Raw genomic sequence first — 25,237 nt, 5'->3', positions numbered from 1 at the left:
GTCGTGGACACGTTTCGGTAACGGGATGACGCACTCCTTGGCTGTGCAATTTCACATTACTATGTTACGGGTCACACCACACGGATGCGGACGCAGTCTCCGGCCCGCTCCGCCTCGCTTTCCGCAAGCAGTCGCCCTCCGGGCCGCTCGGCGGCCCGGATCACCGGGCCCCTCCGGGCCGCCCCTTTCCTGTCGGCCGGTTCCCGCGTTCCCGTCCTCCGGCCCGCTCCCGTTCCCGATCGTTCCCCGTCCCGGCCCGTTCCCGCTTCCGTCCTCCGGCCCGATCCGCTTCCGCCGCGACCCTTCCCCGTACGAGGAGTGCACCCATGTCCCGTCGCACCCGGATGCTGTCCGCATCCCTGAGCACCTCGCTCGCCCTGGCCCTGCTGGGCGCCTGCACCACCCAGGGAGGTGACGACCGCGACCCGGACAAGCGACAGCCCGGTGTGGCGACCGGCACCGTCATCGGCGGCACGCCGAAGCGGGGCGGCACCCTGACCGTGCTGTCCAACCAGGACTTCGCCCACCTGGACCCGGCCCGCAACTGGGTCATGCCGACGATGGACTTCGGCACCCGGCTGATCTACCGCACCCTGACCACCTTCCGCGCCGAACCCGGGAAGAAGGGCAGCGAGATCGTCCCCGACCTCGCGACCGACCTCGGCAGATCCTCCGACGGCGGCCGCACCTGGACCTTCACCCTCAAGCCCGGCCTCGTCTACGAGGACGGCACCCCGATCCGGGCCCGCGACATCAAGTACAACGTCGAGCGGTCCTTCGCCCCCGACCTCGCCGGCGGACCCGACTACGCCCAGCGCTATCTGGCCGGCGCCGAGGGGTACGCCGGCCCGCTGGACGGCAAGCACCTCGACTCGATCCGCACCCCCGACGACCGGACCATCGTCTTCTCGCTGCGCAGACCCGTCGCCGAGTTCTCCTACACGGTCACCCTGCCCACCTTCTCGCCCGTGCCCGAGTCCCGCGAGAAGGGCGTCCAGTACGACCTGCGGCCCTTCTCCTCCGGCCCGTACCGCATCGAGAGCTACGCACGCGGCAAGAAGCTGGTGCTGGTCCGCAACACCCACTGGGACGCGGCGACCGACCCGGTGCGCAAGGCCTACCCCGACCGCATCGTCGTGATCCAGGGGCTCAAGGGCGGTCAGATCGACGACCGGATCATCGAGAGCGCGGGCGCCGACGCCTCCGCGGTCGAGTGGTCCGACCTCCAGCCCTCCAGCGTCGCCAAGGTCCTGCCGAAGCCGGAGATCCGGCAGCGGCTCTCCGCCGAGCGCACCGGCTGCACGGACATGCTCGCGCTGAACACCTCCCGGGCGCCGTTCGACGACCCGAAGCTCCGCATCGCTATGCAGTACGCCGTCGACAAGGAGGCCCAGGTGACCGCCAACGGCGGCCCCGCCCTCAACGACGTCGCCACCGCCTATCTGCCGCCGTCCCTGACGGGCGGCCGTGCCGCCGCCCCGGTCCACGGCGGGCCCGCCACCGGTGACGTGAAGAAGGCCGAGAAGCTGCTCGCCGAGGCGGGCAAGGCCGACGGCTTCGACACGACGATCACCGTCTCCACCGGGGACAAGACCCGCGCCGAGGCGCTCCAGCAGAGCCTGGCCCGGGTCGGCATACGGCTGCGGATCGAGACCGTCGACCCCTCGGTCTACTACGACACCATCGGCGACACCGCCAACGCCCCCGACATGGCCATCAGCGGCTGGTGCCCGGACTACCCGTCCGCCGCCACCTTCCTGCCGTTCGTCTTCGACGGCCGCACCATCAAGCCCAAGGGGAATCAGGGCAACGTCTCCCAGTTCCGCGACAAGGCCGTCGAGCGCCGCATGGACGAGATCGCCGAGATGTCCGACGCGACCGCCGCCAACAAGGCCTGGACCGCGCTCGACCGGGAGATCCAGCGCACCTCCCCGGCCGTTCCCCTGCTCTGGGAGCGCAAGCCGCTGCTCGTCGGCGACAACATCGCCGGAGCCTTCGGCCACCCGTCCTGGACCGGGCAGTTCGACTTCGCCGTGATCGGTCTCAAGGACCCGTCCCGAAGCGAGGGCTGAGGGGACGAGGAAGCATTCCCATGAGCATCGTCACCGCCCCGGCCACCGGACCGGGCGACGCCCCGGCAGCCGGCGGACCCGGCTCACCCGCCCTTCCCGACGCCCTCTGGCGGACCACCTGGCGCCGCCTGTGGGGCGACCGGGGCAGCCGTACCGCCCTGATCGCCGCCGCCCTGCTGATCCTGGTCGCCCTCACCGCGCCCCTGCTCAGCCGCATGGGCGGCTGGTCGCCCACCGCCTTCGACGCCGATGCCATCGACCCCTACCTCGGCGGCCTGCCCCACGGCGCCCTCGGCGGCATCAGCGCCGAACACTGGCTCGGCGTCGAACCGGTCACCGGCCGCGACCTGTTCGCCCGCGTCGTCCACGGCGCGCAGGTGTCCCTGCTGATCGCCTTCGCCGCCACCGCGATCGTCGTCGTCACCGGCACCGCCGCGGGCATCGCCGCCGGGTACTTCGGCGGGCGCGTCGACACCGTACTGAGCCGGCTGATGGACCTCACCATGTCCTTCCCCTCGCTCATCTTCATGATCGCGATGATGTCGGTGGCCCAGGACGTCAACCGGGTCGTGCTGATGACCGTCGTCATCGGCGTCTTCGGCTGGCCCGGCATCGCCCGCGTGGTGCGCGCCGAGGCGCTCTCCCTGCGCCACCGCGAGTTCGTCGAGGCCGCCCGGGCCTGCGGCAGCGGGCCCTGGCGCATCCTCACCCGGCAGGTGCTGCCCAACATCTCCGGGCCCGTCATCGCGTACACCACGCTGCTGATCCCCGGAATGATCAGCACGGAGGCGGCGCTCAGCTTCCTCGGGGTGGGCGTGCGCCCGCCCACCCCCTCCTGGGGCCAGATGATCGCCGAGGCCGTCGCCTACTACGAGACGGACCCCATGTACTTCATCGTCCCCAGCGCCTTCCTCTTCGTCGCCGTCCTCGCCTTCACCGTCCTCGGCGACGCGCTGCGCGACATCCTCGACCCCCAGGGAGGACGCCCGTGATCGCCTACCTGGTCCGCAGGCTCCTCGGCGTGGCCGGCGTCCTGCTCGCCATCTGCGCCGTCACCTTCGTGATCTTCTACCTGCTGCCCGCCGACCCCGCATCGGCGGCCTGCGGCAAGACGTGCAGCCCCGAACGCCTCGCCGAGGTCCGCCACTTCATGGGCCTCGACCAGCCCGTCTGGAGACAGTTCGGCGACTACCTCGTCGGGATCTTCGCCGGCCGCGAGCTGGGCAGCGGCCCCCACGCGCTCCAGTGCGGCTTCCCCTGCCTCGGCTACTCCTACGAGAACGCCCTGCCGGTGTGGGACCTGCTGATGGACCGCCTGCCCGTCTCCGTCTCCCTGGCGTTCGGCGCCGCGGGCCTGTGGCTGGTGCTCGGGCTGAGCGCCGGGGTGACCGCCGCCCTGCGCAAGGGCGGGCTGCTCGACCGCACTCTGATGGTCGGCGCGGTGGCCACGGCCTCCCTGCCCGTCTACTTCACCGCGGTGATGCTCCTGTACGGCCTGGTCCGGCTGACCGGGCTGCTGCCCTACCCCGCCTACGTCCCGCTCACCGACGACCCCCTCGCCTGGGCGGTCAACCTCCTGCTGCCGTGGATCGCCCTGGCCCTGCTCTACGCCGCCATGTACGCCCGCCAGAGCCGCAGTTCGATGATCGAGACGATGGCGCAGCCGTACATCAGGACCGCCCGCGCCAAGGGCCTGCCCGCCCGGACCGTCGTGGTCAAACACGGGCTGCGCTCCGCGATGATGCCGGTCCTCACGCTCTTCGGCATGGACCTCGGCGCCCTGCTGGCCGGAGCGGTCATCACCGAGTCCATCTTCGGCATCCCCGGCGTCGGCAGGCTCTTCTACGACGCCCTGCAACGCTCCGACCAGCCCGTCGTGCTCGGCGTCACCCTGCTCGCCGCCTTCTTCATCGTGGCGGCCAACGTCGTCATCGACCTCCTGTACGCCGTCGTCGACCCGAGGGTGAGGAACTGACGTGCCGCCCACCACCGCACCGGACCACCCCCTGCTGCGCGTCCACGACCTGCGGGTCGCCTTCGACACCCCCGCCGGAACCGTCCAGGCCGTCGACGGGGTCTCCTTCACCGTGGAGGCCGGCCGCACCCTGGGGCTTGTCGGCGAATCCGGCTCCGGAAAGTCGGTCACCTCCCTCGCCGTGATGGGCCTGCATCGCCGGGCCCGCGTGAGCGGATCGGTCACCCTCGCCGGACAGGAACTCCTCGGCCTGACCGACCGCCGCTTCGGCCGGCTGCGCGGCCGCCGGATGGCCATGGTCTTCCAGGACCCGCTCTCCGCACTGCACCCCGCGTACACCGTCGGCGAGCAGATCGCGGAGGCCCACCGCCACCACTTCGGCAGCGGCCGGCGCGTCGCCCGCAGACGAGCCGTGGAGATGCTCGGCGAGGTCGGCATCCCCGAACCGGCCCGCCGGGCGGGGGAGTACGCGCACCAGTTCTCCGGCGGCATGCGCCAGCGCGCCATGATCGCCATGGCCCTCGCCTGCGAACCCGAACTCCTCGTCGCCGACGAACCGACCACCGCGCTCGACGTCACCGTCCAGGCGCAGATCCTCGAACTGATCGCCCGGCTCCAGCAGGAGCGCGGACTCGGCGTCCTGATGATCACCCACGACCTGGGCGTGGTGGCCCGCGTCGCCCACGAGGTGCTCGTCATGTACGGCGGGCGCGGCGCCGAACAGGCCCCGGTGGACGAGCTGTTCCACAGCCCCGCGCACCCCTACACCCGGGGCCTCCTGGACTCCCTGCCCCGATTGGACGACCCGGACGACGCACCGCTGCGCGCCATCCCCGGCTCCCCGCCGTCACCGGCCGAGCCGAGACCCGGCTGTCCCTTCGCACCGCGCTGCCCCCGGGCGGCCGCCGCCACCGCCCCGGAGCGGGCCCGCTGCGCCGGGGAGAGCCCCCGCCCCCGGGCCGTGCCCGGCGGCGGCCGGCTGGTCGCCTGCCACCTGCCCCTGCCGGCCGCCCCGACCGCTCCGCACCCCGGTCCGCCCGGCGGCGCCCCCGTACCGGCCGAGGAGGCCCGATGAAACCCACACTCTCCAAGTCCTCACCCCCGACGGGGAGTTCTACGGAAGGTGGCGCCGCGCCCCTGCTGTCCGTACGCGGTCTGGTGAAGACGTTCCCCGGCCGCCGCGTCCTGGGCCGCGCCGCCGCTCCGGTCCGCGCGGTGGACGGCGTCGATCTGGAGCTGGCCGAGGGGGAGACCCTCGGGCTGGTCGGAGAGTCCGGCTGCGGCAAGTCCACCACGGGCAGGATGCTGGTCCGGCTGCTGGAACCCACCGCGGGGACCGTCGAGTTCGAGGGCCGCGACATCACGCATCTTTCCCAGCGTGAGCTGCGGCCGGTCCGGCAGCACCTCCAGATCATCTTCCAGGACCCCCACGCCTCCCTGAACCCCCGGCAGACCGTCGCCCGGATCATCTCCGAACCCCTGCTCGTGCAGGGGGCCACGGTCGGGGCGGCCCGGGACCGGGCCGCCGAACTGCTCGACCTGGTGGGGCTGGGCTCCGAGCACCTGGACCGGCACCCGTACCAGTTCTCCGGCGGCCAGGCCCAGCGCATCGGCATCGCCCGCGCCCTGGCGACCGGCCCCCGCCTGATCGTCGCCGACGAGCCGGTCTCCGCGCTCGACGTGTCCGTACAGGCGCAGGTCGTCAATCTGATGGAGCGTCTGGGCGGGGAGCTGGGGCTGTCGTTCCTCTTCATCGCCCACGACCTGTCCGTCGTGAAGCGGGTGTGCGACCGGGTGGCGGTGATGTACCTGGGCCGCATCGTCGAGATCGGCGACAAGCGCGAGCTGTACGACAGGCCGGCGCACCCCTATACCCGGGCGCTGCTCTCGGCGGTCCCGCTGCCCGACCCGGCGGCGGAGCGCCGCCGGGAGCGGATCCTCCTGCTCGGCGACCCGCCGAGCCCGGCCTCGCCGCCCAGCGGCTGCGGCTTCCATCCGCGCTGCCCCAAGGCGCAGGCCGTGTGCCGTACGGAGCGGCCGCTGCTCCAGGTCGTGGGCTCCGGCGCGCGCACGGCGGCCTGCCACTTCCCCGAAACGGGCTGAGAGCCCCCCGGCGGCCCGTCACACGCCCGGCGGGCCGCGTCCGCCCGCCGGGCCACCCCTCCCGACCGGGCCGTCCCTCCCTGCCGGGCCGCGTTCACCGATAAGTCGTATCGAATTCGGCCACACGCCTTCCCAGTGATGTGTGACCTGTGCCATTGTACATGTCACAGGGCGTGGGCATGTCAACTCCGGACATCGACCCCCTTCCGTCCGGCCGACAGCACGGCACGACAACACCCCCTGACCCACGCCCTGTACATCCCATCGGTCACGCATGCGCGTGCCTCCGATCCCTCATGGGAGGAAAAATCGTGAGAACCACACTCGTCCGCCGAGGTGTGGGTGCCGTTCTGCCCCTGGCCCTGGCCGGGGCGATGAGCGTCGCGCTGCTCGCGCAGCCGGCCCAGGCGCAGCCGAACTCCCCTTCGGCCGCCACGGCATCGAACCCGTCCCAGTCGTCCCGCCCCGCCGGGTCGGCCGACCCCGCGCCGCAGGCGCAGCAGTCCCCCACCTCGGACACCGGCCACCAGGCCAAGGACCGGTTGAAGGCGTCCCAGCTCCCCCCGCTGAGCGCCGACAAGTCCCCCCTCAAGGAGGCCTACGGCGAGCACGACGCCCCGTCGAAGCAGAGCGCGGGCGAGAAGTCCTCCGCGAAGGCGGCCGCCGCGTGCGACCCGGCCGAATTCACCGGCCGCACCGGCGCCGAACTGGTCCGGCACATCAAGGCGTCCACCACGGACTGCGTGAACACCCTGTTCAGCCTGACCGGCAACAACGCCCAACTGGCTTTCCGCGAATCCCAGATGGCCTCGGTGGCCTACGCGCTGCGCGACAACGCGGCCTCCTACCCGGGTGACGGCAGTACCGGCACTCCGCAGCTCGTGCTGTACCTCCGCGCCGGGTACTACGTGCAGTGGTACAACCCGGACGTCGTCGGACCGTACGGCCCCACCCTCCAGACCGCCATCCGCTCGGGCCTCGACGGCTTCTTCGCCAGCCCCCGGTCGCGCGACGTCAACGACGCCAACGGCGAGACGCTCTCCGAGGCGGTCATCCTGATCGACAGCGCCGCGGAGAACGCCCGGTACATCTCCGTCGTCAAGCGGATGCTGGCCGACTACGACTCCACCTGGAACGCGTCCTCGCGGATGCTCGCCGCGGTCAACAACGTGTACACGGTGACCTTCCGGGGCCACCAGGTGCCCGCGTTCGTCAGCGCCGTCGAGTCGGACCCGAGCCTCATCGACTCGCTGCACCGCTTCGCCGCCGACCACCTCTCCCTGCTGGAGGGCGACCAGGCGTACCTGACCTCGAACGCCGGGCGGGAGCTGGGCCGCTTCCTCCAGCACACGAGCCTGCGGAGCAAGGTCCGCCCGCTGGCCACCGCCCTGCTCCGGGACACCTCCATCACCGGCCCCACCGCCCCGCTCTGGGTGGGCATAGCGGAGATGGCCGACTACTACGACAAGGCGAACTGCGCCACGTACGGCGTCTGCGACCTCCAGGAGCGCCTCAAGCGCGAGGTCCTGCCGGTCCGCCACACCTGTAGCCCCAGCATCCGCATCCTGGCCCAGCAGATGACGTCCGCCGAGCTGAGCGCCAGCTGCACCAGCCTCATCCAGCAGGACGCCTACTTCCACCGGATCGCCAAGGACAACGGCCCGGTCGCCGACGACAACAACACCGCCATCGAGGTGATCGCCTACGATTCCAGCGCCGACTACCAGACCTACGCCGGCGCGATGTACGGGATCGACACCAACAACGGCGGCATGTACCTGGAGGGCGACCCCTCCGTCGTGGGCAACCAGCCGCGCTTCATCGCCTACGAGGCCGAGTGGCTGCGACCGGACTTCCACATCTGGAACCTCAACCACGAGTACACCCACTACCTCGACGGCCGCTTCACGATGCACGGCGACTTCGCCGACAACATGACCACTCCCACCATCTGGTGGGTCGAGGGCTTCGCGGAGTACATCTCCTACCACTACCGCGAGGAGCCCTACACCGCGGCGATGACCGAGGCGGGCAAGGGCACCTACGCCCTCTCCACCCTGTTCAGCACCGACTACAGCCACGACACCAACCGGGTCTACCGCTGGGGCTACCTCGCCGTGCGGTACATGCTGGAGAAGCGCCCCGCCGACCTGGACAAGGTGCTCGCCCACTACCGCGCCGGCGAGTGGAGCGCGGCCCGCACCTACCTCACCAGCACCATCGGCACCCGCTATGACAGCGACTGGAAGACCTGGCTCGCGGCGTGCGCCGCAGGTGACTGCGGTGGCGGCGGCCAGCCGGGCAACCAGGCCCCCACCGCCGGGTTCACCGCGGCCGTCAAGGACCTGACCGTCACGCTCACCGACCGCTCCACCGACGCCGACGGCACCATCGCCTCCCGCGCCTGGGACTTCGGCGACGGCACCACCTCCACCCGGACCAACCCCGCCAAGACCTACAGCGCCGCGGGCAGCTACACCGTCCGGCTGACCGTGACCGACGACAAGGGCGCCACGGCCACCACCACCCGGACGGTCACCGTGACCGGCGGCTCCACCGTCGGCGAGTGCACCGCCTCCGACACCCGCGTGCTGGGCAAGAACTGCCGTCGCGGCAACCTCTCCGCCACCACCGGCAACTACGCCTACCACTACCTGAACATCCCGGCCGGCACCAGGACGCTGAAGATCACCGTCAGCGGCGACACCGGCAACGCCGACCTCTACTACAGCAACTTCGGCTGGGCCACCACCGGCGCGCACACCAACCGCGCCACCGGACCCGGCAACTCCCACACCCTGACGATCAGCAACCCGCCGTCCGGCACCAACTACATCAGCCTCCACGCGGCGGCCGCCTTCAGCGGCGCCACCCTCACCACCGAGTACTGACCAGCCGCTTCACCCCCTCCGGCCGGGGTCGGCGCCATCGGCGCCGGCCCCGGCTCGGCCGTGCCCCCACGACCCCGGGGGCACCGGCCCGGGCCCGACGGCGCCTACGCCGCGCGCGGCAACACCCGCGCCCATGCCGCCCGGCGCGTCCCCGCCGGGTACGGCAGCGCCCCGGCCAGCGCCTCGGCCCGGGCCAGCTCCCGCGCGCCCTCCGGTGCCCGGGCCAGCCGGGACAACGATGTCGCCACCGCGATACGGGCCTCCACCTCGGCCAGATGCTCCCCGGTGCGCTCCGCCCGTGCGACCTCGGCACGGGCGAGCCGCAACGCCGTGCCGGCCCGCCCCGACAGAAGCTCCGCCCAGGCCACCAGCACCGGCGCGTCGCCGGTGTGGCCGTCCAGGGCGCGCAGCGCGTCACCCGGACGGTGTGCGTACAGGGCCAGTTCGGCGCGGGCCGTGCGCACCTCGTGCTCCGCCTGCCGGTCCCCGAGTGAGGCGGCCACCCGTGCCGCGCGCTCCAGCAGACCGGTCGCCTCGGCGCTCTCGCCCCGATGCACCCGTACCCGCGCCAGCGTCGCGAGCGTGTACGGGAGACACCAGGCGTCGTACGCCTCCGCACCGGCCACGGCCTCTTCGGCGAGGGCCCTCGCCGGCCCGGGCTCTTCGAGCAGCAGCCACAGTTCGGCGAGGTTCGTCCGCTCGAACGCGGCGGCCGTCGGATCACCGGACCGCTCCGCCAGGCCGAGCGCTCGGGTCCCGATCCCGACGGCCTCGTGCAACCGGCCCGCCCGCCGCGCGTTCTCCCGCAGCGTCGACAGGACCGAGCCGAGCAGCGTCGGATCGCCGTACGCCTCGGCCGGCTCCAGCGCCAGGTCGCCCGCCTCGCGCGCCTGGGCGAACCGCCCCGCGAGCCCGAGGTTCGTGGCCCGCAGGGCGAAGGCGCGGGCCACCAGCCCCTGCCCCCGCGTCCCCGGCACGTCCCGCGCCGCCGACAGGGCGTGCCCGGCGGCCTCGGCCCCCGCCGGGTAGCGCCCCTGGACACAGCGGATGAGGGAGAGGGCGAGGAAGTGGCACGCGGCCGGTTCCGGCGCGGTGTCCGCGGTCACCGGGTGGTCCCGCAGCGTCCGGCGGCCGGAAGCGGGGGCGCTCGTCTTCACCAGCGTCTCGGCGAGCAGGGCTGCCGCGAGTACCGCGTCGTCATGGGCGCCGCGCCGCTCGAACTCGGCCAGCGCCAGCCGCACCGCGTCGGCCGCCTGCTCGAAGTGCCCCATGCGCCGCAGCACCTGGGCGTGCGCCAGCCGGGCGCGCGCCGCGTCCACGTCCAGCCGCGCCACCAGGTCGCGGTAGTAGCGGTCGGCGGTGTCGTTGGCGTACAGGGCGGCGGCCCGCTCGGCCGCCCTGCGCAGGTACTCGGCCGCACGCGGATCGTCGGCGCGCGCGAAGTGGGAGGCGAGGGCGTCGACGGCGTCGGGCCGCCGCCGCTGCACCGCCTGCGCGAACGCGGTGTGCAGCTGCCTGCGGCGGACCGCGGTCAGCTGCTCGTAGCAGGTCATCCGGACCAGCGGATGCCGGAACGCCGTCCCCGCCTCGGACCGCCCGGCCACGACGACCTGCCGTTCCTCGACGACCGACGCGGCGATGGCCCGCTCCAGGGCGGCGGCAGCGGCGGCGCCCGACAGCGGCGGGTACAGCCCGTGCTCGGCGACGTCGAGCAGTTCGGACAGGGCGGCGTCCCCGCCGGCCACCGACAGCGCCTCGACGATCCGGCGAGTGTCCGGGTCGAGCCGCACGAGCCGCTCGGCCACCAGCTCCCGCACCCCCTCGGGAGCGCGGACGGGGCCGGTGGTGCCGCCCTCGGCCAGGCCGCGGGCCAGCTCCAGGGCGAACAGCGGGTTTCCCAGGGAGAGTTCCCAGACCCGTCGGCCGTGCCCGGCGTCCGGGGCGTCCTGGGTGGCGTCGCGCACCACGGCCCGGCACGCGTCCTCGTCGAGCCGCCCCAGCACCTCCCGTACGGCCAGGTGCTGACGGAGGAGGGACGCCAGGACCGAGCGGCGCACATCGCCGTCGGGGAGCTCCTCCTCGCGGTACGTCACCAGAAAACGCAGCGCCGCCCCCTGGTCCCTGGCCCGCCGGGCGAGGTGGCCGAGCAGCTGGAACGAGCCGGCGTCCGCGGCGTGGAGATCGTCGAGGACCATCAGCACCGGGCACCGGGCGGCCAGATCGCCCAGGAGCGCCGTGCTCGCCCGGAACAGCCGGTCGCGCTCCTCCTCCGGGCTGCGCCGGCCGGCGACGCCCACCCGCCCGAGGGAGGGCAGGAACGAGGCCAGCTCCGGGTGTTCCGCGCCGACCCGGGCCCGTGCGCCGGCGTCGTGCTCGGCCAGCCACCCGTCGAGCGCCTCCGCGAACACCCCGTACGGCGTGTGCCCCTCCGCGTCCTGGCCGCCTCCCCACAGCACGGCCGTGCCGGCGGAGGTGGCTCGCCGCGCGGCCTCGCCCACCAGCCGGGTCTTGCCCACCCCGGCCTCCCCCGTGACCAGCGTGACCAGCGGGCCGTCCGTGGCGAGGAGCCGCGCGAGCGCGTCGTCGCGGCCCCGGAGCGGCAGCGCGCCCCGGGCCGCCCGCAGCGGCGCGGGCAGCGGGGGAGCGGGCAGCGGCGCCGGGGCGGCGGCCAGCGCCGCCCGGTGCAGCCGTTCGGTCTCCGGCCCGGGGCGTACGCCGAGCTCCGCGTCGAGTGCTTCGCGGCACAGGTGGTACTGGTGCACGGCCCGGCGGCGCAGCCCCTGCCGCAGCCAGGCGTCGATGAGGACGCGGTGGGCCAGCTCCTCGGCCGGGCTGACCGCGAGGATCCGTTCGGCGACGGCCGCCGCCTCGGCGGCGGCGCCCCGCTCCAGGTGGAGCTCGGCGAGCCGGAGCAGCAACTGTTCGCGCAGATGCGCGAGTTGTGCGCGCCGGCCGCCGGCCCAGGCCGCGAAGCGGTCCTCCGGCAGCACCTCGCCGTCCAGCAGGTCCAGCGCGCGGGACAGGTCGTCCCTGCGCCCGGAGGCGAGGGCGGCCCGGCCCGCCGCCTCGGCGTCGTCGGCGTCGATTTGTACGGTCGCCGGGGCGAGGAGGAGGAACGCCCCGTCGGAGACGAGGTAGGAGGATGCGGCGCGGGGCGCCAGCTCCGGTTCCAGGGCGTGGCGGGCGGCGTGCAGGGCGACGCGCAGACTGCCCGCGGCTGCCTGGGGGTCGGCGTCGGGCCAGCAGACGTCCATGGCCTGTTCGCGGTGGAGGCGGTGCCCGGGGACGACGGCGAGGAGCTTCACCAGGGCGCGGGCACCCGGCCTCGGCCAGCGCTCGGGGAGTGCGGGACCGCTGTCACGCGTGGCGCGGAAGCCACCGAGAAGACGCAGGCGGAGCAGTGGTGCGGCGGAGGCGTCGCCCGCCGGTGGTTGCCCGTTCTTCATGAAGGCGCACTGTAATCGAACGCGCCGCGGCCCCCCGGGGCGAGGCACCGGGGGGCCGTGGCAACGGGGTCGGGAAGGGATCAGGAGAGGGTGAACGTGGTCACTTGGTGGACGCCGTTGTCCTGGACCAGGTAACGGCCGCCGAGGTTCTCGGCGATCCGGTCCAGGCCGTAGTCGTCGCCGTTGAGGGAGAGCACCTCGTCGGTTCCGTCGCCGTCGAGGTCGGCGGCGAGGAAGTTGCGGCCGCCGGTGAGGGGGCCGCTGCTGCCGACGCCGTTGGCGTAGCCGCCGGAGTTGTCGAACACGGTGTTCCCGTCCCAGGCGTGGACGCCTCCCTCGACGCCGCCGATGAGGAGCTTGCGGCCGCCGGGGCCGGTCGCGAAGCGGCCGTTGTAGGACTGCGGGATGACGAACACCGTGGCGTCGTCCTCGCCCTCGCCGCTGAAGCGGCGGTAGGAGGAGGTGCCCGCCTGGTACAGGATTCCGGCGTCGGTGAAGAACTCGCCGTGCGTCCACAGTCCGCCGGCGGTCGTGGAGTGCACCAGCTCACCGGTGCGGCCGTCGCGGATCTCCAGGTAGTTGTGGGGGCTGACGGCGTCGGTGGAGCCGGCTCCGGCCTGCGCGACGATGCTCCACATGTAGACGACCGCGTGGCCGTCGGCGTACGGGATCTCCGGGGAAGCGAAGGTTCCGTTGCGGGTGAGGGCGGCGTGGATGACGCCGTCGCTCGACGCCGCCGGGGCCTTCGGTGCGAGGCTCCAGGCGGCCTTGCCCGTCCGGGCGTTCAGGGCGAGGGCGGTCGCCGCGGGGTCGGCCAGGTCGAGCGAGCCCGCCTTGGAGTACGAGGTGTGGACCCGGCCGTCGGCGATGGACGGGTCGGAGAACACGACGGGTCCCAGATCCTCGGGAGCCTTGTAGGACCACATCCGGCGGCCGTCGCCGCGGTAGGCGTCCAGCGTGTCCGTGGGTACGAGAATGTCCAGCTCGCCGTCGCCGTCGAGGTCGGCCAGCCGGGCCGAATGGACGAACCGGCCGCCGCCGTCGATGGTGGCGAGCGTCTTCCCGGTCCTGCCGTTCAGGACGACGACCGCCGAGTCGGCGGCGACGACGATCTCGGGCCTGCCGTCGCCGTCGACGTCACCGGTCTCGATGCCGTGCACCGCGCCGGGCACGGTGGCCCGCCACAGCTCCTTGGGCTTTCCGGTGGTGAGGGAGGGGCCGGAGTAGGCCCACACGCCGTTCGACGAACCGCCCATGACGACGTCGGACCGGCCGTCCCTGTTCAGGTCGGCGGCCTTCGCGTAGGAGAGGTCGCCCCGCAGCGGCGTCTGCTTCTCCTGCTTGCCGTTGCCCAGCCTGTACGTGCGGATGTTCTGGCTCTGGTCGACGATCCGCACGTGGGTGCCCCGGGCGTCGTCGAAGACGTCCTGGTACATCGGCGCTGCGGCGATGCCCTTCTCCTGCCAGGCGATCTCGCCCTTGCGGGAGAACACGGTCAGCGAGGCGAGGCGGCCACCGCTGACGTTCTGCGCCCCATGGGCGTGACGGTCGTCCTGACCCGTGGTGACGAGCTTGCCGCCCGCCATGTGCAGACGCCAGACGCTCGCTCCGTCGGAGGAGTTGCCGGGGTCGCGCTTGACCGTGTTCGACCAGAGCGCCTTGCCCGGGTCGTTGCCGTCGAGCACCCGGACGGTGGCCGCGTTGACGTACAGGTTGTTGTCCAGGGAGGACTCGGCCACCGCGTACTCGTCGCCCTCCTTGGCCGTCAGCTCGCCGACGGTCAGTGCGGTGGGCACCACGTTGATCCGGTTGTCCAGGGTCGTGCGCCGCCCGGTCCTCAGGTCATAGGCCGCGATCTCGTAGTGCACCCCGTCGGTGGCGTCGGACTGCTCGACGGCGACGATCCGCTTGCGGCCGGCGTCCACCCGCAACTGCCGGCTGTAGAGCATGCTGTCGGTCCCCCAGGCGACGGAGCCGTCCGCCGTGTGGAGGACGAGGGTGCGGCCCCGGCCGTCGGCGCCGCTGGTCCCGGCCAGGTCCCAGGAGACGGCGACCCTGCCCTTGCCGAGGCCCTGGAGGTCGCCCCAGTTGGCGTACGCGGTCGTCCCGGTGTCGTACGTCCAGGTCGCCGACGGCGTCAGCGCGCCGCCCGCGTACGAGAACCGGGTCCCGGTCAGCCTCGCGGTGTCGGCGGCCGGGGAGTTCATGTTCATGCGCGGCGCGTCGGCCACGAGCAGGGTGGAGTCGACGATCTTGACCATCGAGGCGTAGTCGTACAGCTTCGACCACAGGGTCCTGCCGGTGGCGCCGTCGAGCACCGTCACGAACGTACCGTTGGGCAGCTTCGAACCGGGCGAGGTGAACGGCCGGTAGGGCGTGATGCCGACACTCGCCGAGAAGGCCAGGTCCTCGACGCCGTCGCCGGTCAGGTCGCCGGTGGAGAAGCCCGAGTCGGAGGTGGGGGCGAAGGGCGAGACGGCGTTGTAGCCCATCAGGATGCGGGCCGGGTACGGCTCGGTCTGCCAGGGCCGCTGCGGTGTGACCTTCCAGTCCGCGTACAGGGACGTGTTGGTGCGCTCCCACACCGCGCTGCCGTCGGCGGCGTGGCGCTGCACGGTGCCGAGGCTGTGGACGGTGAGGTAGTCGCCCTTCCTGCCGACGGGCACGGTCGCGCCCATGCCGCGTACGCCTTCCAGCGTGGACGCGCCGGTGAAGGTGACGCGTGCGGGCGCGTCGGCGGCCGTGCCGCTGCGGGCTCCGGTGCCTCCGGCCGTGGGGCTGGCCACGCTGCCGGGCGTCGCGGGCGCGTCCTCGGCCTCGGGGCTGACTCGGGCCTTGTCGGCGTCGGCGTACGGGTCGAGCGTGGCGCGTGCGGCCAGGGTCTTCGCCTCGGCGCTGGTCAGCTTCATCGCCGAGCCGCTGTCGTCGGCGGCCATGGCGCCCGGGGCGGCGCCGACGCCCAGGCCGGCCGCGACCAGGGCGGCGGCGAGGCGGAGGCCCCGCCGGGAAGGGGTGGCTCTCATCGCTTGGCTCCCTGGGTGAAGCGGATGGCCGAACCGTCGGTGACGACCGGCTGGTCGAAGGAGTACGGGAGGGCGTCGGTGCCGGCCTGGTTCTGGATGCCGACGGTGGCGCCCGCGCCCCGGTCCGCGACCGACTTGTACTGGAGGGTCACGGCTCCGGTGGCCTCGTCGAAGACGACCTCGAAGGTGGCGCGGCCGGGGGTGCCGGTCGCGTAGGCGGCGTTGTTCCAGACGATGGCGAACAGGCGCGACCCCTCGGCGCCGGTGGTGGTGGTCTGCACCGACGACTTCTTGTCGAGCGTCAGGTCGTCCCAGAGCGGGGCGATGAACCCGTTGGGGTTGTTCACCGTGGGCAGCGCGGTGTTGGCGTAGTCGCCGACGCGCGGCGCCAGGAAGTTCACCATGCCGTTGGTGGTGACCGAAGCGGTGGAGTACGAGACCCCGTAGTGCTTCACGGCGAAGGGCAGCGAGATCGTCGTGGCGTCCTCGTCGCCGCTCAGGGCCACCTTCTTGGAGCCGGCGATCCAGGAGTACGTTCCCGGGGCGCAGCTGTTGCCGGAGGCGTCGGTGCGGGCCGGGACCTGGACGTTCTTGGTGAGGTCGGCGGCGGCGACGGTGGCGGAGCCGGTGTAGGCGCCGTTGCACAGCGTCGGCTCGGCGGGCTTCACCGTCAGGCCGTAGGTGCCTTCGGCGACCTTCGGCAGGGTGTACCTGCCCGTGGCGTTCGTGGTGACGGCGGGGACGGGAACGCCCGTCATGCCGACGGTCGCGCCGGCGAGGGGCTTGCCGGTGACGTCGAGGACGGTGCCCGTGACCTGGTGCGAGGCGACCGCGGCCAGCGGGATGTCACGGGTCAGGTCCTGGTTGCCGACCACCTCGACGGCGTTCGCCGAACCGGCCGCGTAGCCGTAGGCGGTGAAGGTGAAGTCGTAGGCGCCCGGGGTCAGCGACAGGCGGTACGTGCCGTCGGGGCCCGTGACGACGGTGCGGGTGCCGGTGGTGGCGCTGTCGGCGTGGACGGTGACGCCGGACAGTGCGGCGCCGGTGGCCCGGTCGGTGACCGTGCCGCTGACGGTGCCCGCGGTGTGCGGGGCCCTGTCGACCGAGGCGAGGATGTCGAGCCTGCCCTCGCCCCAGACGTTGTTCATGCCCGCGGTGCCACCGCAGTGCGTGTCGTCGACGTCGAGGGCGCCTTCGTCCAGGAGCGCCCGGGTCTCGTCGATCCTGCCGATCAGCGACGGAGCGGCCGACCACAGCAGGGCCACCGCACCGGCGACGTGCGGCGTCGCCATCGACGTACCGTTGGAGACCTTGTACGACGAACCCGGCCAGGTGGAACGGATGTCGACGCCCGGGGCCGAGATGTTCGGCTTGGTCGAGCCGTCGACCAGCGAGGGGCCGAAGCCGGAGAAGGACGCGATCGCGCCCGTGGAGTCGTAGGCGCCGACGCCGTAGGCGGGCGCCTGCGCGCCGGGGGCGTGCGCGGTGGAACAGGTGGTGCCGTCACCGTCGTTGCCGGCCGCGAAGGCCTCGAAGATGCCCGCGGACTTCCAGGCCACGACGATGTCCTGGTAGAACGTCGTGTCGCCGCCGCCCCAGGAGTTGTTGACGATGTTCGGGGCCAGGTCGGGGCGGGGGTTCTCGCCGTCGCGGTCGGTCGGGGCGAGGATCCACTGACCGGCCTTGAGCAGGAACTCGTCCGAGCACTGGTTGGACTCGCAGCCCTTGGCGGCGATCCAGCGGGCGTTCGGCGCGACGCCGACACCGTTCGCGCCGACCATGGTGCCCATGGTGTGGGTGCCGTGGCCGTTGTTGTCGCAGGGGACGCCGCTCGTGCCGCACCGGCCGCTCGGGTCGTACCAGTTGTAGTCGTGGGTGAAGGTGCCGTCGCCGTTGGCGCCGCGGTAGCCGCCGACGAGGTCCGGGTGGTCGTACTGGACGCCCGAGTCGATGTTGGCGATGACGACGCCTTCGCCGCGCTCGTCGTACTGCTTCCAGACCTGATCGGCCTTGATGTCGGCGACGCCCCACTCGGGTGCGCCGGTCCCGTCGGCGTCGCTGCCGTCCGCGTTGACGCCGTCCCTGTCGCCGCCGTCCGCGTTCGGCCGGGAGGGGGTGGCCTTTTCCCCGGCCGTCTCGACGTCGTCGAGCTTGTAGTGCCGCTCCTTGACGATCCGGGCGACGTCCGAGCGCTTCGCCAGCTCGCCGATGAGCTTCTGGTCACCGGTGACCCGGATGGTGTTCGCGATCCAGAAGCCCTGGTGGCCGGCCTTCTTCCGGTCGAGGAAGGCCTTGAGCGGGGCCCGGGCGTCCGCGGCCTTCGCCCGAAGCTCCTCGAACGCTGCGTTGGCCTTGGCCGCGTGCGTCTTCTGCTTCCGGGCGGCGGACAGGTCGGCCCGGTCCTTCAGGACGACGTAGAAGGACTCCTCGCCGCTCTCGGCCACGGCCGCGGTGAGCGCGGGTTCGACTTTCGCGGACGCCACCGGGGGGACGGTGTCCGTCGCGGCGGCGGCGGGTGGTGTCGCGGTCAGCAGGGCGGTGGCGGTGAAGGCGGTCGCCACCCAGCCGGCGCTTCTGCGCCAGGGCGGTCGGGACAGGTGCATCGGGGTGCTCCTCCAGGGACGGTACGGGGGAGTCCGGACGCTAGACAGGGGCCGTTACTCGGGCATTACAGCGCTCGGCCCGGGGGCTGTTCGCGGGGCCCCGGGGGGTCCCGCGGGACCTCGCGCGGCGGGCGGTCGTCGGCCCAACGGCGTTGTCAGTGCCTCCCCATAGAGTCGAAGCATCACTCGGGGGAGCACCGGGGAGCACCGGACGAAGGAGCAGAACCATGTCCGCCAACAGGATCCAGCACAAGGTGAATCACGTCGCTCTGGTCGTGGACGCCTCGGGTTCCATGTATCAGCACCAGAGTCAGCTCATCCGCGTCGTGGACGAGTTCGTGGCGGGGCTGAAGGCCGAGTCGGACAGCCTCGGCCATGAGACGCGGATCAGTCTCTACTCCTTCGACCACCGGGTGGAGAACCTGGTCTGGGACATGGACGTGAAGCATCTCCCGTCCATGCGGGGGCTGTACAAGGTCAACAACGGCGCCACCGCCCTCATCGAGGCCTCGCTGAAGTCCCTGGACGACCTGGGACACATCTGGGAGGAGTACGGCGAGCACAGCTTCCTGCAGATCGTGGTGACGGACGGCGAGGAGAACGCCTCCGGCGGCGACCGTCGGCACGACGGCGACATGACCATCCTCGGCCCCTGGCTCGACCGGATCACCGCGAAGATGAACGGGCTCCCGGGGCACTGGACCTCCGCGATCCTCGTTCCGAACTCCCTGGCGAAGCGCACCGCCCAGAACTACGGCTTCCCGGCCGGCAACATCGCCATCTGGGACGCGGACTCCCAGAAGGGCGTCGAGGACGCGATCGGCACCGTGCGCGCAGCCGCCACCAGCTTCCTGCGCGGTCGCGAGCAGGGCGTGCGCGGCACGAAGAACCTGTTCGCCGTCGGCCAGGACATATCGGTCGACGACGTGCGGGCCAACCTCGAACCGGTCGCGGCCGACAAGTACCGGCTGCTGAAGGTCGACAAGGAGATGGAGATCCGGGCCTTCGTCGACTCGCATCCGGGCGTCACCTACGAACGCGGCTCCTGCTACTACCAGTTGGGCACCCGGGTGCAGGTGCAGCCCGACAAGGAGGTCATCGTGGTCGAGAAGGACACCGACCGCGCCTACACGGGTGAGGCGGCGCGCAACCTCCTGTTCGGTGCCGGAGTCCGGGGGACCGTCTCGGTGAAGGCCGGCAACAACCCCAAGTTGGAGGTCTACGTGCAGAGCCGTTCGGTGAACAGGAAGCTCAAGGCCGACACGCGCCTGCTCATCATGCTCTGATCACGCTCTGGCCGGTGCCGAGGTGTCCGTCGCCACCGACACGGCGAGCAGGCCCAACGCCGTGCCCATCAGGTAGCGCTGGACGCGGAGCCAGGACGGGCGGCGGGCGAGGAAGACGGCGATGGCTCCGGCCGCCAGGACGATGCCCAGATTGACGGTGAGGGCCACCGCGATCTGGACGGAACCCAGCAGGAAGCCCTGGAGCAGGACGTTTCCCGCCTCCAGGCTGATGAACTGCGGGATGAGCGAGAGGTACATGATGGCGATCTTCGGGTTGAGCAGATTCGTCATCAGGCCCATGGTGAACAGCCTGCGCGGGGAGTCGTGCGGCAGCTCCTCGGGGGCGAAGACGGACACGCCCCCGGGCCTCAGGGCATTCCAGGCCAGATAGGCCAGGTAGGCGGCGCCGGCCAGCTTCACGGCCACGTACAGCTCGGGCACCGCGAGGAAGACCACCGACAGGCCGAGATTCGTGGCCAGAAGGTAGACCAGGAAGCCCACGGCCACACCGCCCAGGGAGACCACTCCCGCGCGTCGCCCCTGGGTGATGCTCCGGGAGACGAGATAGATCATGTTGGGGCCCGGGGTGAGCACCATGCCCAGGGCGACCATTGCGACCCCCAGCACCCCGCTCGGCTCAACCATGCTTGCCCGCCGCTCTGTTCATGGGGTGCCGGTCGGGCCCGGCACCCTGTGCACCGGCCCCCCGCGACCGGTGCAATCGGAGTCTAGGTTTGCCCTCCTTCTCGGTTCAATAGGCGGCATTGCACTCGGTGCAATGCCGTGCTTGGATGCCGCTCACCAGGGATTCGACGCTGCTCACCAGGGAGGTGGAGCCGATTACCAGGGAGACGAAGCCCGTGAAGGACTTCCGGTCCGTCGCCGACGCGGTGGCGAGGGAGATCGCGGCGGGGAGGCTGAAGAGTGGAGAACGACTGCCTCCGCAGAGGGAGTTCGCCCGGCGGAACGCCATCGCCGACTCCACCGCCGCCCGCGTCTACCAGGAGCTGGCTCGCCGGGGCCTCACCGTCGGCCAGGTCGGACGCGGGACGTTCGTCACGGAGGCGCCCGGCGCTCCCGCCCCCGCCCCGGCCCTCTCCGAGCCCGCCGACAGCCGGGTCGACCTGGAGCTCAACCACCCTGTCGTCCCCGAACAGGCCGGGCTGCTCGCCGCCGGCCTGGAGAAGCTCGTGCGCTCCGACCGGCTGGAGTCGGTGCTCCGCCCGGTCGGGCCCGCCGGTACCCCCGCCGCCCGCGAGGCGGCCGCCGATCTCCTCACGCGCGGGCGATGGCGGCCCGACCCGGCACGGATCCTGTTCGCCGGGAACGGCCGGCAGGCCATCTCCGCCGCCGTCGCCGCGCTGACCCGGCCGGGCGCCCGGCTGGGCGTCGAGGAGCTCACGTATCCGGTGCTGAAGGCCATCGCCGCCCGGCTCGGCGTCACCCTCGTTCCGCTGGCCATGGACGAGGACGGCCTGATACCGGAGGCGGTCCAGGAGGCGCACCGCGCGGATCCGCTGCACGCCGTCTACGTACAGCCGGTCCTCCACAACCCGCTCTCCCTCACCATGCCGGCGCGGCGGCTCGACCACCTGGCCGAGGTGCTGCTGACATCGGGGATCCACGCGATCGAGGACGCCGTCTGGTCCTTCCTCCGGGACGACGCGGCGCCCCTCGCCTCGCGGGCCCCCGAGCGGACCGTCCTCGTCGACAGCCTCTCCAAACGCCTTTCCCCGGGGCTGTCCCTCGGATTCGCCGTGGCCCCCGCCGCGACGGCGGGCCGGGTCGCGGGGGCCCTGCGCTCCGGCGGCTGGACACCCATGCGCTTCCCCCTGGAGGCGATGGCGCAGTGGCAGGCGGACGGCGCCGTCGACATCCTCGTACGGGCCAAGCGGCGCGAGGCGGGGGTCCGTCAGGAGATCGCCCGCCGGCACCTCGGCGACTTCCGGACCCGCAGCGCCCCCTCCTCGTACTACCGCTGGTGGGAGCTGCCCGCCCCCTGGCGCGCCGACACCTTCGTGGCCGCCGCCGCGCGGCACGGCATCGCGGTGACCCCGGCCGCGGCGTTCGCCGCGGGCCGCCCCCGGGGCCCGCAGGCGATCCGCCTCGGCCTGGCGTCACCCACCCGGGAAACCCTCGCCCGGTCCCTCGCGACCCTCGCCGACCTCGCCCGGTCCGCCCCGGAGGACTGCGCGGGGGAGTGAGGGCGTGCCCTTTCAGTCCGCTGACGTGGCGCCGGTGGCGGCTGCCGAGGTCAGAAGGGGTGCGGGTGCCGACTGCGGGCGTTGACCTCGGCGAGCTGCGCGCTCAGGAACTCGGCCCGGCTGAGCAGTCGTAGGTGGGCTGGATCGGCTTCCCACGCCCGGCCCCCGCCGAGCGGCCGGAGCAGCACGTACGGGTTGCTCCGGCCCGTCACCAGCCCGACCCGGCCGCTCCCGCTGTCGTGGACGGCCACCCCGATCCCGGGGACACCGTCCTCGGTCACCGGGCCAGCCCGTCGGTGATCGCCGTCGCGAGGGCGTGAGCCACGGGCGCGGAGCACACGCCGAGGTGGACGAGGGCGTAGCGGACCTCACCGGACCGCTCCGTTGCCGGCTGCGCGGGGTCGTCGGTGTTCTCGCCGCCGCCGCCGTACGGGGAGGGCGTGCCGTCCTCGCGGAGGGCGTCGGCCCACGGGGTACGGACGTCCATCGCGGGAAGCTGGATACCGGCCCGGGACAGGGCGGTGGCAAGGGCATCGCGTGCGTCCAGGGCTTCTTGGACCTTGGCCGCGCCAGGGAGTCCGCCGGGCGGAACCGGGACGTGGGCGGTGGTGGCGGCGGGGGTGACGGAGGTGTGCTGGGGCGTCCGGCGGGGGAGGGGCGGCTTGGAGGACATGTGGGGCCTCTTCTTTCGGCTGGTTGTCGCGCGGAACCTGCGCCCCGGCCGCAGGTCGTGAACTACCGTGCGTGAGGGACTCGTTACGAGAATGTCCTGGTCAGGGGCGGAGTCCTGCCGAAGCCGGGGGAGCTTCCCCGGCCGGATCCGCAAGTTCCACACGTTCCACGTTTCACGGAGGGCGCGATGCCGACGAGGCGAGCGGTCACGGGCCGCAGCAGGGAACCACGAGCACGGTTCGCGGAGGAGTTACGCCTCCTGCGCACGGCACGCGGCCACAGCCTGCGGCAACTGGGCGACCGGCTGGGTTGGGACTGGTCGCTGTTCGGCAAGATGGAGAAGGGCGAGACGGTCGGCGGCCCGGAGGTCGTCCAGGCGCTGGACACGCACTACGGGACGCCTGGGCTGTTGCTGGCGCTGTGGGAGTTGGCGGTCAGTGACAAGACCCAGTTCAAGGAGCGCTACCGGCGGTACATGGCGCTGGAGGCGGAGGCCGTGAGCATGTGGCACTTCGCGGTGAGCGTGCTGCCGGGGTTGTTGCAGACGCCGGGGTACGCGCGGGAGATCTTGGCGTCGGGCGGGCTCAGGGGCGAGGCGCTGGACCAGCAGGTCGAGGCTCGGATGGGTCGGCGGGAGCTGCTCGCTGGTGAGGACGTGCCGCAGTTCCGGACCATCCTGTCCGAGGCAGTGTTGCGGACCCCACTGCGCGACCGGAGGGAGTGGGAGGCGCAGCTGGAGTATCTGCTGGAGGTCGGAGAGCGGGAGGACGTGACACTGCAGGTGGCACCGTTCAGAGCGGGTCTGCATGGCCTCACTAACGCCGATGTCATGTTCCTCCGCCTGCCCGATGGGCGTACCGTGGCGTATGCCGAGAACGGGTACAGGGGCGAACTCATCGAGGAATCTGTACCGGTTGAGCGGCTGCAACGTGCGTACGATTCGGTGCGCGACCTGGCTCTTTCACCAGCCGAGTCGCGGAAGTTCATTCTGCGCATCCTGGAGGAAGCACGTGCGAGCCCGTGATCTGAACGCAGCCACTTGGCGGAAGAGCAGCTACAGCAACCAGGACGGCGGCCAATGCCTTGAGGTTGCAGACGGCTTCGCCCCGGTTGTTCCGGTTCGCGACAGCAAGAACCCGCACGGCCCGGTGCTCGCGTTCGCGGCCAGCGGCTGGTCGTCGTTCGTGTCTGCTGTCCGGAACGGCGAGCTGAGCGCCTGATCCCGATCTTGTACGAGATGGTTCTCGCTGACACGTTCAGCGAGGGCCATCGGGGTGCCGGTAACGAGCGGCGAACCAGGTGACAAGCGGCGATGCCGGGCGCGGCTCGCGGGGTGCGTTGACGGCCCGAGAGCCGCGCCCCGGGGGGCCGTTGCCGCGCTTCTCACGGTGCCCGGTCCCCCCGATCCGAGGTCTCCTCCAGAAGCTCGTCGAGGTCCTTCAGCCGGTCCAGGCCCCTGACCGCCCTCGCCATGCGGTGGTTGGCGCTCAGGGTGGTCCTGTGGCGGTGCAGGAAGGCCCAGTAGCCCGCCGTGTACGGGCAGGCGTGTTCGCCGGTCCGGTCGGTGGGGCGGTAGGCGCAGGGGGCGCACAGGTCGCTCATCCTGTTGATGTAGGCGCCGCCGGAGGTGTATGGCTTGGTCGTCATCCGGCCGCCGTCCGCGTACTGCGACATGCCGACCACGTTGGGGAGCATCACCCAGTCGTAGCCGTCCACGAAGCAGCGGTGGAACCAGTCGGTCACGGCAGCCGGGTCCCAGCCGTCCTGCAGAGCGCGGCTGCCCAGCACCATCAGGCGCGGGATGTGATGGGTCCAGCCGGTGTCCCGGACCTGGGCCAGCACGGTGGACAGACAGTTCGCGGTGACCGCCTCCGCGTCCAGGTCGAGGAACCAGTCGGGCAGCGGGGCGGTGTGGCGGAGTGCGTTGCGGCCCCGGTAGTCCTCGCCGAAGTGCCAGTAGAGCTGCCACACGTACTCCCGCCAGCCGGCGATCTGGCGCACGAAACCCTCGACGCTGTTGAGCGGGGCCTCGCCCGCGCGCCAGGCCTTCTCGGCACGCTCGACGCATTCGGCAGGGTCCAGAAGTCCCAGGTTGAGGGGGGCCGACAACAGACTGTGGCTCATCACGGGGTCGCCCGCGAGCATCGCGTCCTCGTAGCGTCCGAAGTCGCCGAGGCGGTGCGAGACGAAGCGCCGGAGCGCGGCCAGCGCCTCCCGCCGGGTGACGGGGAAGCGGCGGGGGCCGTCGCGGCCGACGAACGAGACCTCCCCGTCCCGTTCCCAGCGGTCGAGGTCGTGGCGTACCTCGTCGTCGATCTCGTCCTCGGCCGGGCTGTACGGAGCGGGCTCTTCCAGGGTCGGACGACCTCGGGGCGGCGGCTCGCGGTTGTCGTGGTCGAGGTTCCACGTTCCCCCGGCGGGCTCGTCGCCGTCCATGAGCAGCTCGTGGCGCCGGCGGACCCACCGGTAGAAGCCCTCCATCCGCAGGCGGTCGCCCGTGTGCTCGTTCGCCCACGCCCCGAACTCCGCATGCGGCAGCAGGAAGCCCCGGGCCGGGAGGACGTCGACCTCCTCCCGGGCGGTCACGAAGTCCAGCGCCGCGCGGGAGGTCGGGTGGCAGACCGTCAGGCGGTTTCCGCGCCCGCCGACCCCCGCCTCCGCCAGCCCGTCCGCGTAGGTCTCGGACTGTACGTAACGGACGCGGTCGCCCAGTTCGGCCGCCCGGTGCCGCATCGCGGAGAGGACGAGGTGGGCCTTGGCCCGGTGGAAGCGGCGTCGGCGCAGCACGGATCGGGCCTCGATCATCAGGACGGGGGCGTGTGCGTCCGGTCCGCCGCGGCGGGGGTCCAGGAAGTGGGGGCCGAGCTGGTCCCCGAAGAGCCAGTGGGTGCGTGGTGCCATGAGGTGCGCCTGTCCTGCCGTCGGGTACCGCTCCGGCCAGGCTAGGGACGGCAGGGAAGGC

The 25,237-nt window shown here is 72.4% G+C and carries 17 protein-coding genes; 10 read left to right on the top strand and 7 right to left on the bottom strand.

Features of this window, described 5'->3' with window-relative positions; all coding sequences use genetic code 11:
- Positions 1 to 326 precede the first annotated feature (326 nt).
- The 6 genes from N7925_RS07075 (at position 327) to N7925_RS07050 (ending at position 9,041) form a co-directional block, all read left to right on the top strand.
- Positions 327 to 2,072 carry an ABC transporter substrate-binding protein gene (locus tag N7925_RS07075; protein WP_265598642.1) on the top strand — a complete coding sequence of 582 codons (1,746 nt, stop codon included), beginning with the start codon at positions 327 to 329 and terminating at the stop codon, positions 2,070 to 2,072.
- Positions 2,073 to 2,092: 20 nt separating this feature from the next.
- Positions 2,093 to 3,064 (top strand): ABC transporter permease, encoded by a 972-nt coding sequence (locus tag N7925_RS07070; RefSeq protein ID WP_274343380.1) that lies wholly within the window; start codon positions 2,093 to 2,095, stop codon positions 3,062 to 3,064.
- Positions 3,061 to 4,047: an ABC transporter permease gene (locus N7925_RS07065; RefSeq protein WP_265598640.1), complete on the top strand. Its 987-nt coding sequence runs from the start codon at positions 3,061 to 3,063 to the stop codon at positions 4,045 to 4,047. Before N7925_RS07070 ends, N7925_RS07065 begins: the two co-directional genes overlap by 4 nt.
- 1 nt (position 4,048) lies before the next feature.
- The gene (locus N7925_RS07060) at positions 4,049 to 5,122 is read left to right on the top strand and encodes an ABC transporter ATP-binding protein (RefSeq protein ID WP_274343379.1); all 1,074 of its coding nucleotides are present in this window, start codon (positions 4,049 to 4,051) and stop codon (positions 5,120 to 5,122) included.
- On the top strand, positions 5,119 to 6,150 hold the full coding sequence (locus tag N7925_RS07055) for an ABC transporter ATP-binding protein (protein WP_274343378.1): 1,032 nt from the start codon (positions 5,119 to 5,121) through the stop codon (positions 6,148 to 6,150). The genes N7925_RS07060 and N7925_RS07055 overlap by 4 nt, the downstream gene beginning before the upstream one ends.
- Positions 6,151 to 6,488: 338 nt before the next feature.
- Positions 6,489 to 9,041, top strand: a complete 2,553-nt coding sequence (locus tag N7925_RS07050) for a collagenase (RefSeq protein ID WP_443032339.1) — start codon at positions 6,489 to 6,491, stop codon at positions 9,039 to 9,041.
- 104 nt (positions 9,042 to 9,145) lie between these two features.
- Here N7925_RS07050 and N7925_RS07045 read toward each other — a convergent pair whose 3' ends face one another.
- The 3 genes from N7925_RS07045 to N7925_RS07035 form a co-directional block, all read right to left on the bottom strand.
- Positions 9,146 to 12,487, bottom strand: coding sequence for an ATP-binding protein (locus tag N7925_RS07045; RefSeq protein ID WP_274343377.1), 3,342 nt, complete (start codon positions 12,485 to 12,487; stop codon positions 9,146 to 9,148).
- Positions 12,488 to 12,567: 80 nt separating this feature from the next.
- The gene (locus N7925_RS07040; RefSeq protein WP_274343376.1) at positions 12,568 to 15,510 is read right to left on the bottom strand and encodes an FG-GAP repeat domain-containing protein; all 2,943 of its coding nucleotides are present in this window, start codon (positions 15,508 to 15,510) and stop codon (positions 12,568 to 12,570) included.
- The gene (locus tag N7925_RS07035; protein ID WP_274343375.1) at positions 15,507 to 18,113 is read right to left on the bottom strand and encodes a S8 family serine peptidase; all 2,607 of its coding nucleotides are present in this window, start codon (positions 18,111 to 18,113) and stop codon (positions 15,507 to 15,509) included. The genes N7925_RS07040 and N7925_RS07035 overlap by 4 nt, the downstream gene beginning before the upstream one ends.
- Before the next feature lie 227 nt (positions 18,114 to 18,340).
- Between N7925_RS07035 and N7925_RS07030 the strand changes: the two genes are divergently transcribed.
- Positions 18,341 to 19,399: a vWA domain-containing protein gene (locus N7925_RS07030; protein WP_097869783.1), complete on the top strand. Its 1,059-nt coding sequence runs from the start codon at positions 18,341 to 18,343 to the stop codon at positions 19,397 to 19,399.
- On the opposite strand, the gene N7925_RS07025 is transcribed toward N7925_RS07030, so the two are convergent.
- A complete protein-coding gene (locus N7925_RS07025) occupies positions 19,400 to 20,044 on the bottom strand; it encodes a LysE family translocator (RefSeq protein WP_265598634.1) in 645 nt (214 codons plus the stop codon).
- Between the two features lie 215 nt (positions 20,045 to 20,259).
- Between N7925_RS07025 and N7925_RS07020 the strand changes: the two genes are divergently transcribed.
- Positions 20,260 to 21,603, top strand: coding sequence for an aminotransferase-like domain-containing protein (locus N7925_RS07020; protein WP_274346414.1), 1,344 nt, complete (start codon positions 20,260 to 20,262; stop codon positions 21,601 to 21,603).
- Between the two features lie 50 nt (positions 21,604 to 21,653).
- Here the strand turns inward: N7925_RS07020 and N7925_RS07015 are convergent, their stop codons facing one another.
- Positions 21,654 to 21,884 carry a hypothetical protein gene (locus N7925_RS07015; protein ID WP_018957022.1) on the bottom strand — a complete coding sequence of 77 codons (231 nt, stop codon included), beginning with the start codon at positions 21,882 to 21,884 and terminating at the stop codon, positions 21,654 to 21,656.
- Positions 21,881 to 22,276, bottom strand: coding sequence for a hypothetical protein (locus N7925_RS07010; RefSeq protein WP_274343374.1), 396 nt, complete (start codon positions 22,274 to 22,276; stop codon positions 21,881 to 21,883). The genes N7925_RS07015 and N7925_RS07010 overlap by 4 nt, the downstream gene beginning before the upstream one ends.
- Positions 22,277 to 22,462: 186 nt before the next feature.
- Between N7925_RS07010 and N7925_RS07005 the strand changes: the two genes are divergently transcribed.
- Positions 22,463 to 23,299 carry a helix-turn-helix domain-containing protein gene (locus N7925_RS07005; RefSeq protein ID WP_018957020.1) on the top strand — a complete coding sequence of 279 codons (837 nt, stop codon included), beginning with the start codon at positions 22,463 to 22,465 and terminating at the stop codon, positions 23,297 to 23,299.
- Positions 23,286 to 23,495: a DUF397 domain-containing protein gene (locus N7925_RS07000; RefSeq protein ID WP_274343373.1), complete on the top strand. Its 210-nt coding sequence runs from the start codon at positions 23,286 to 23,288 to the stop codon at positions 23,493 to 23,495. Before N7925_RS07005 ends, N7925_RS07000 begins: the two co-directional genes overlap by 14 nt.
- A 163-nt stretch (positions 23,496 to 23,658) precedes the next feature.
- Here N7925_RS07000 and N7925_RS06995 read toward each other — a convergent pair whose 3' ends face one another.
- Positions 23,659 to 25,176 carry a cryptochrome/photolyase family protein gene (locus N7925_RS06995; RefSeq protein WP_274343372.1) on the bottom strand — a complete coding sequence of 506 codons (1,518 nt, stop codon included), beginning with the start codon at positions 25,174 to 25,176 and terminating at the stop codon, positions 23,659 to 23,661.
- Positions 25,177 to 25,237 lie beyond the last annotated feature (61 nt).

The sequence above is a fragment of the Streptomyces sp. CA-278952 genome (assembly GCF_028747205.1).
In the GTDB taxonomy this organism is placed as follows: Bacteria; Actinomycetota; Actinomycetes; order Streptomycetales; family Streptomycetaceae; genus Streptomyces.
Note: the sequence above shows the minus strand (reverse complement) of the source record. Positions and strands in the feature narration are given on the sequence as shown.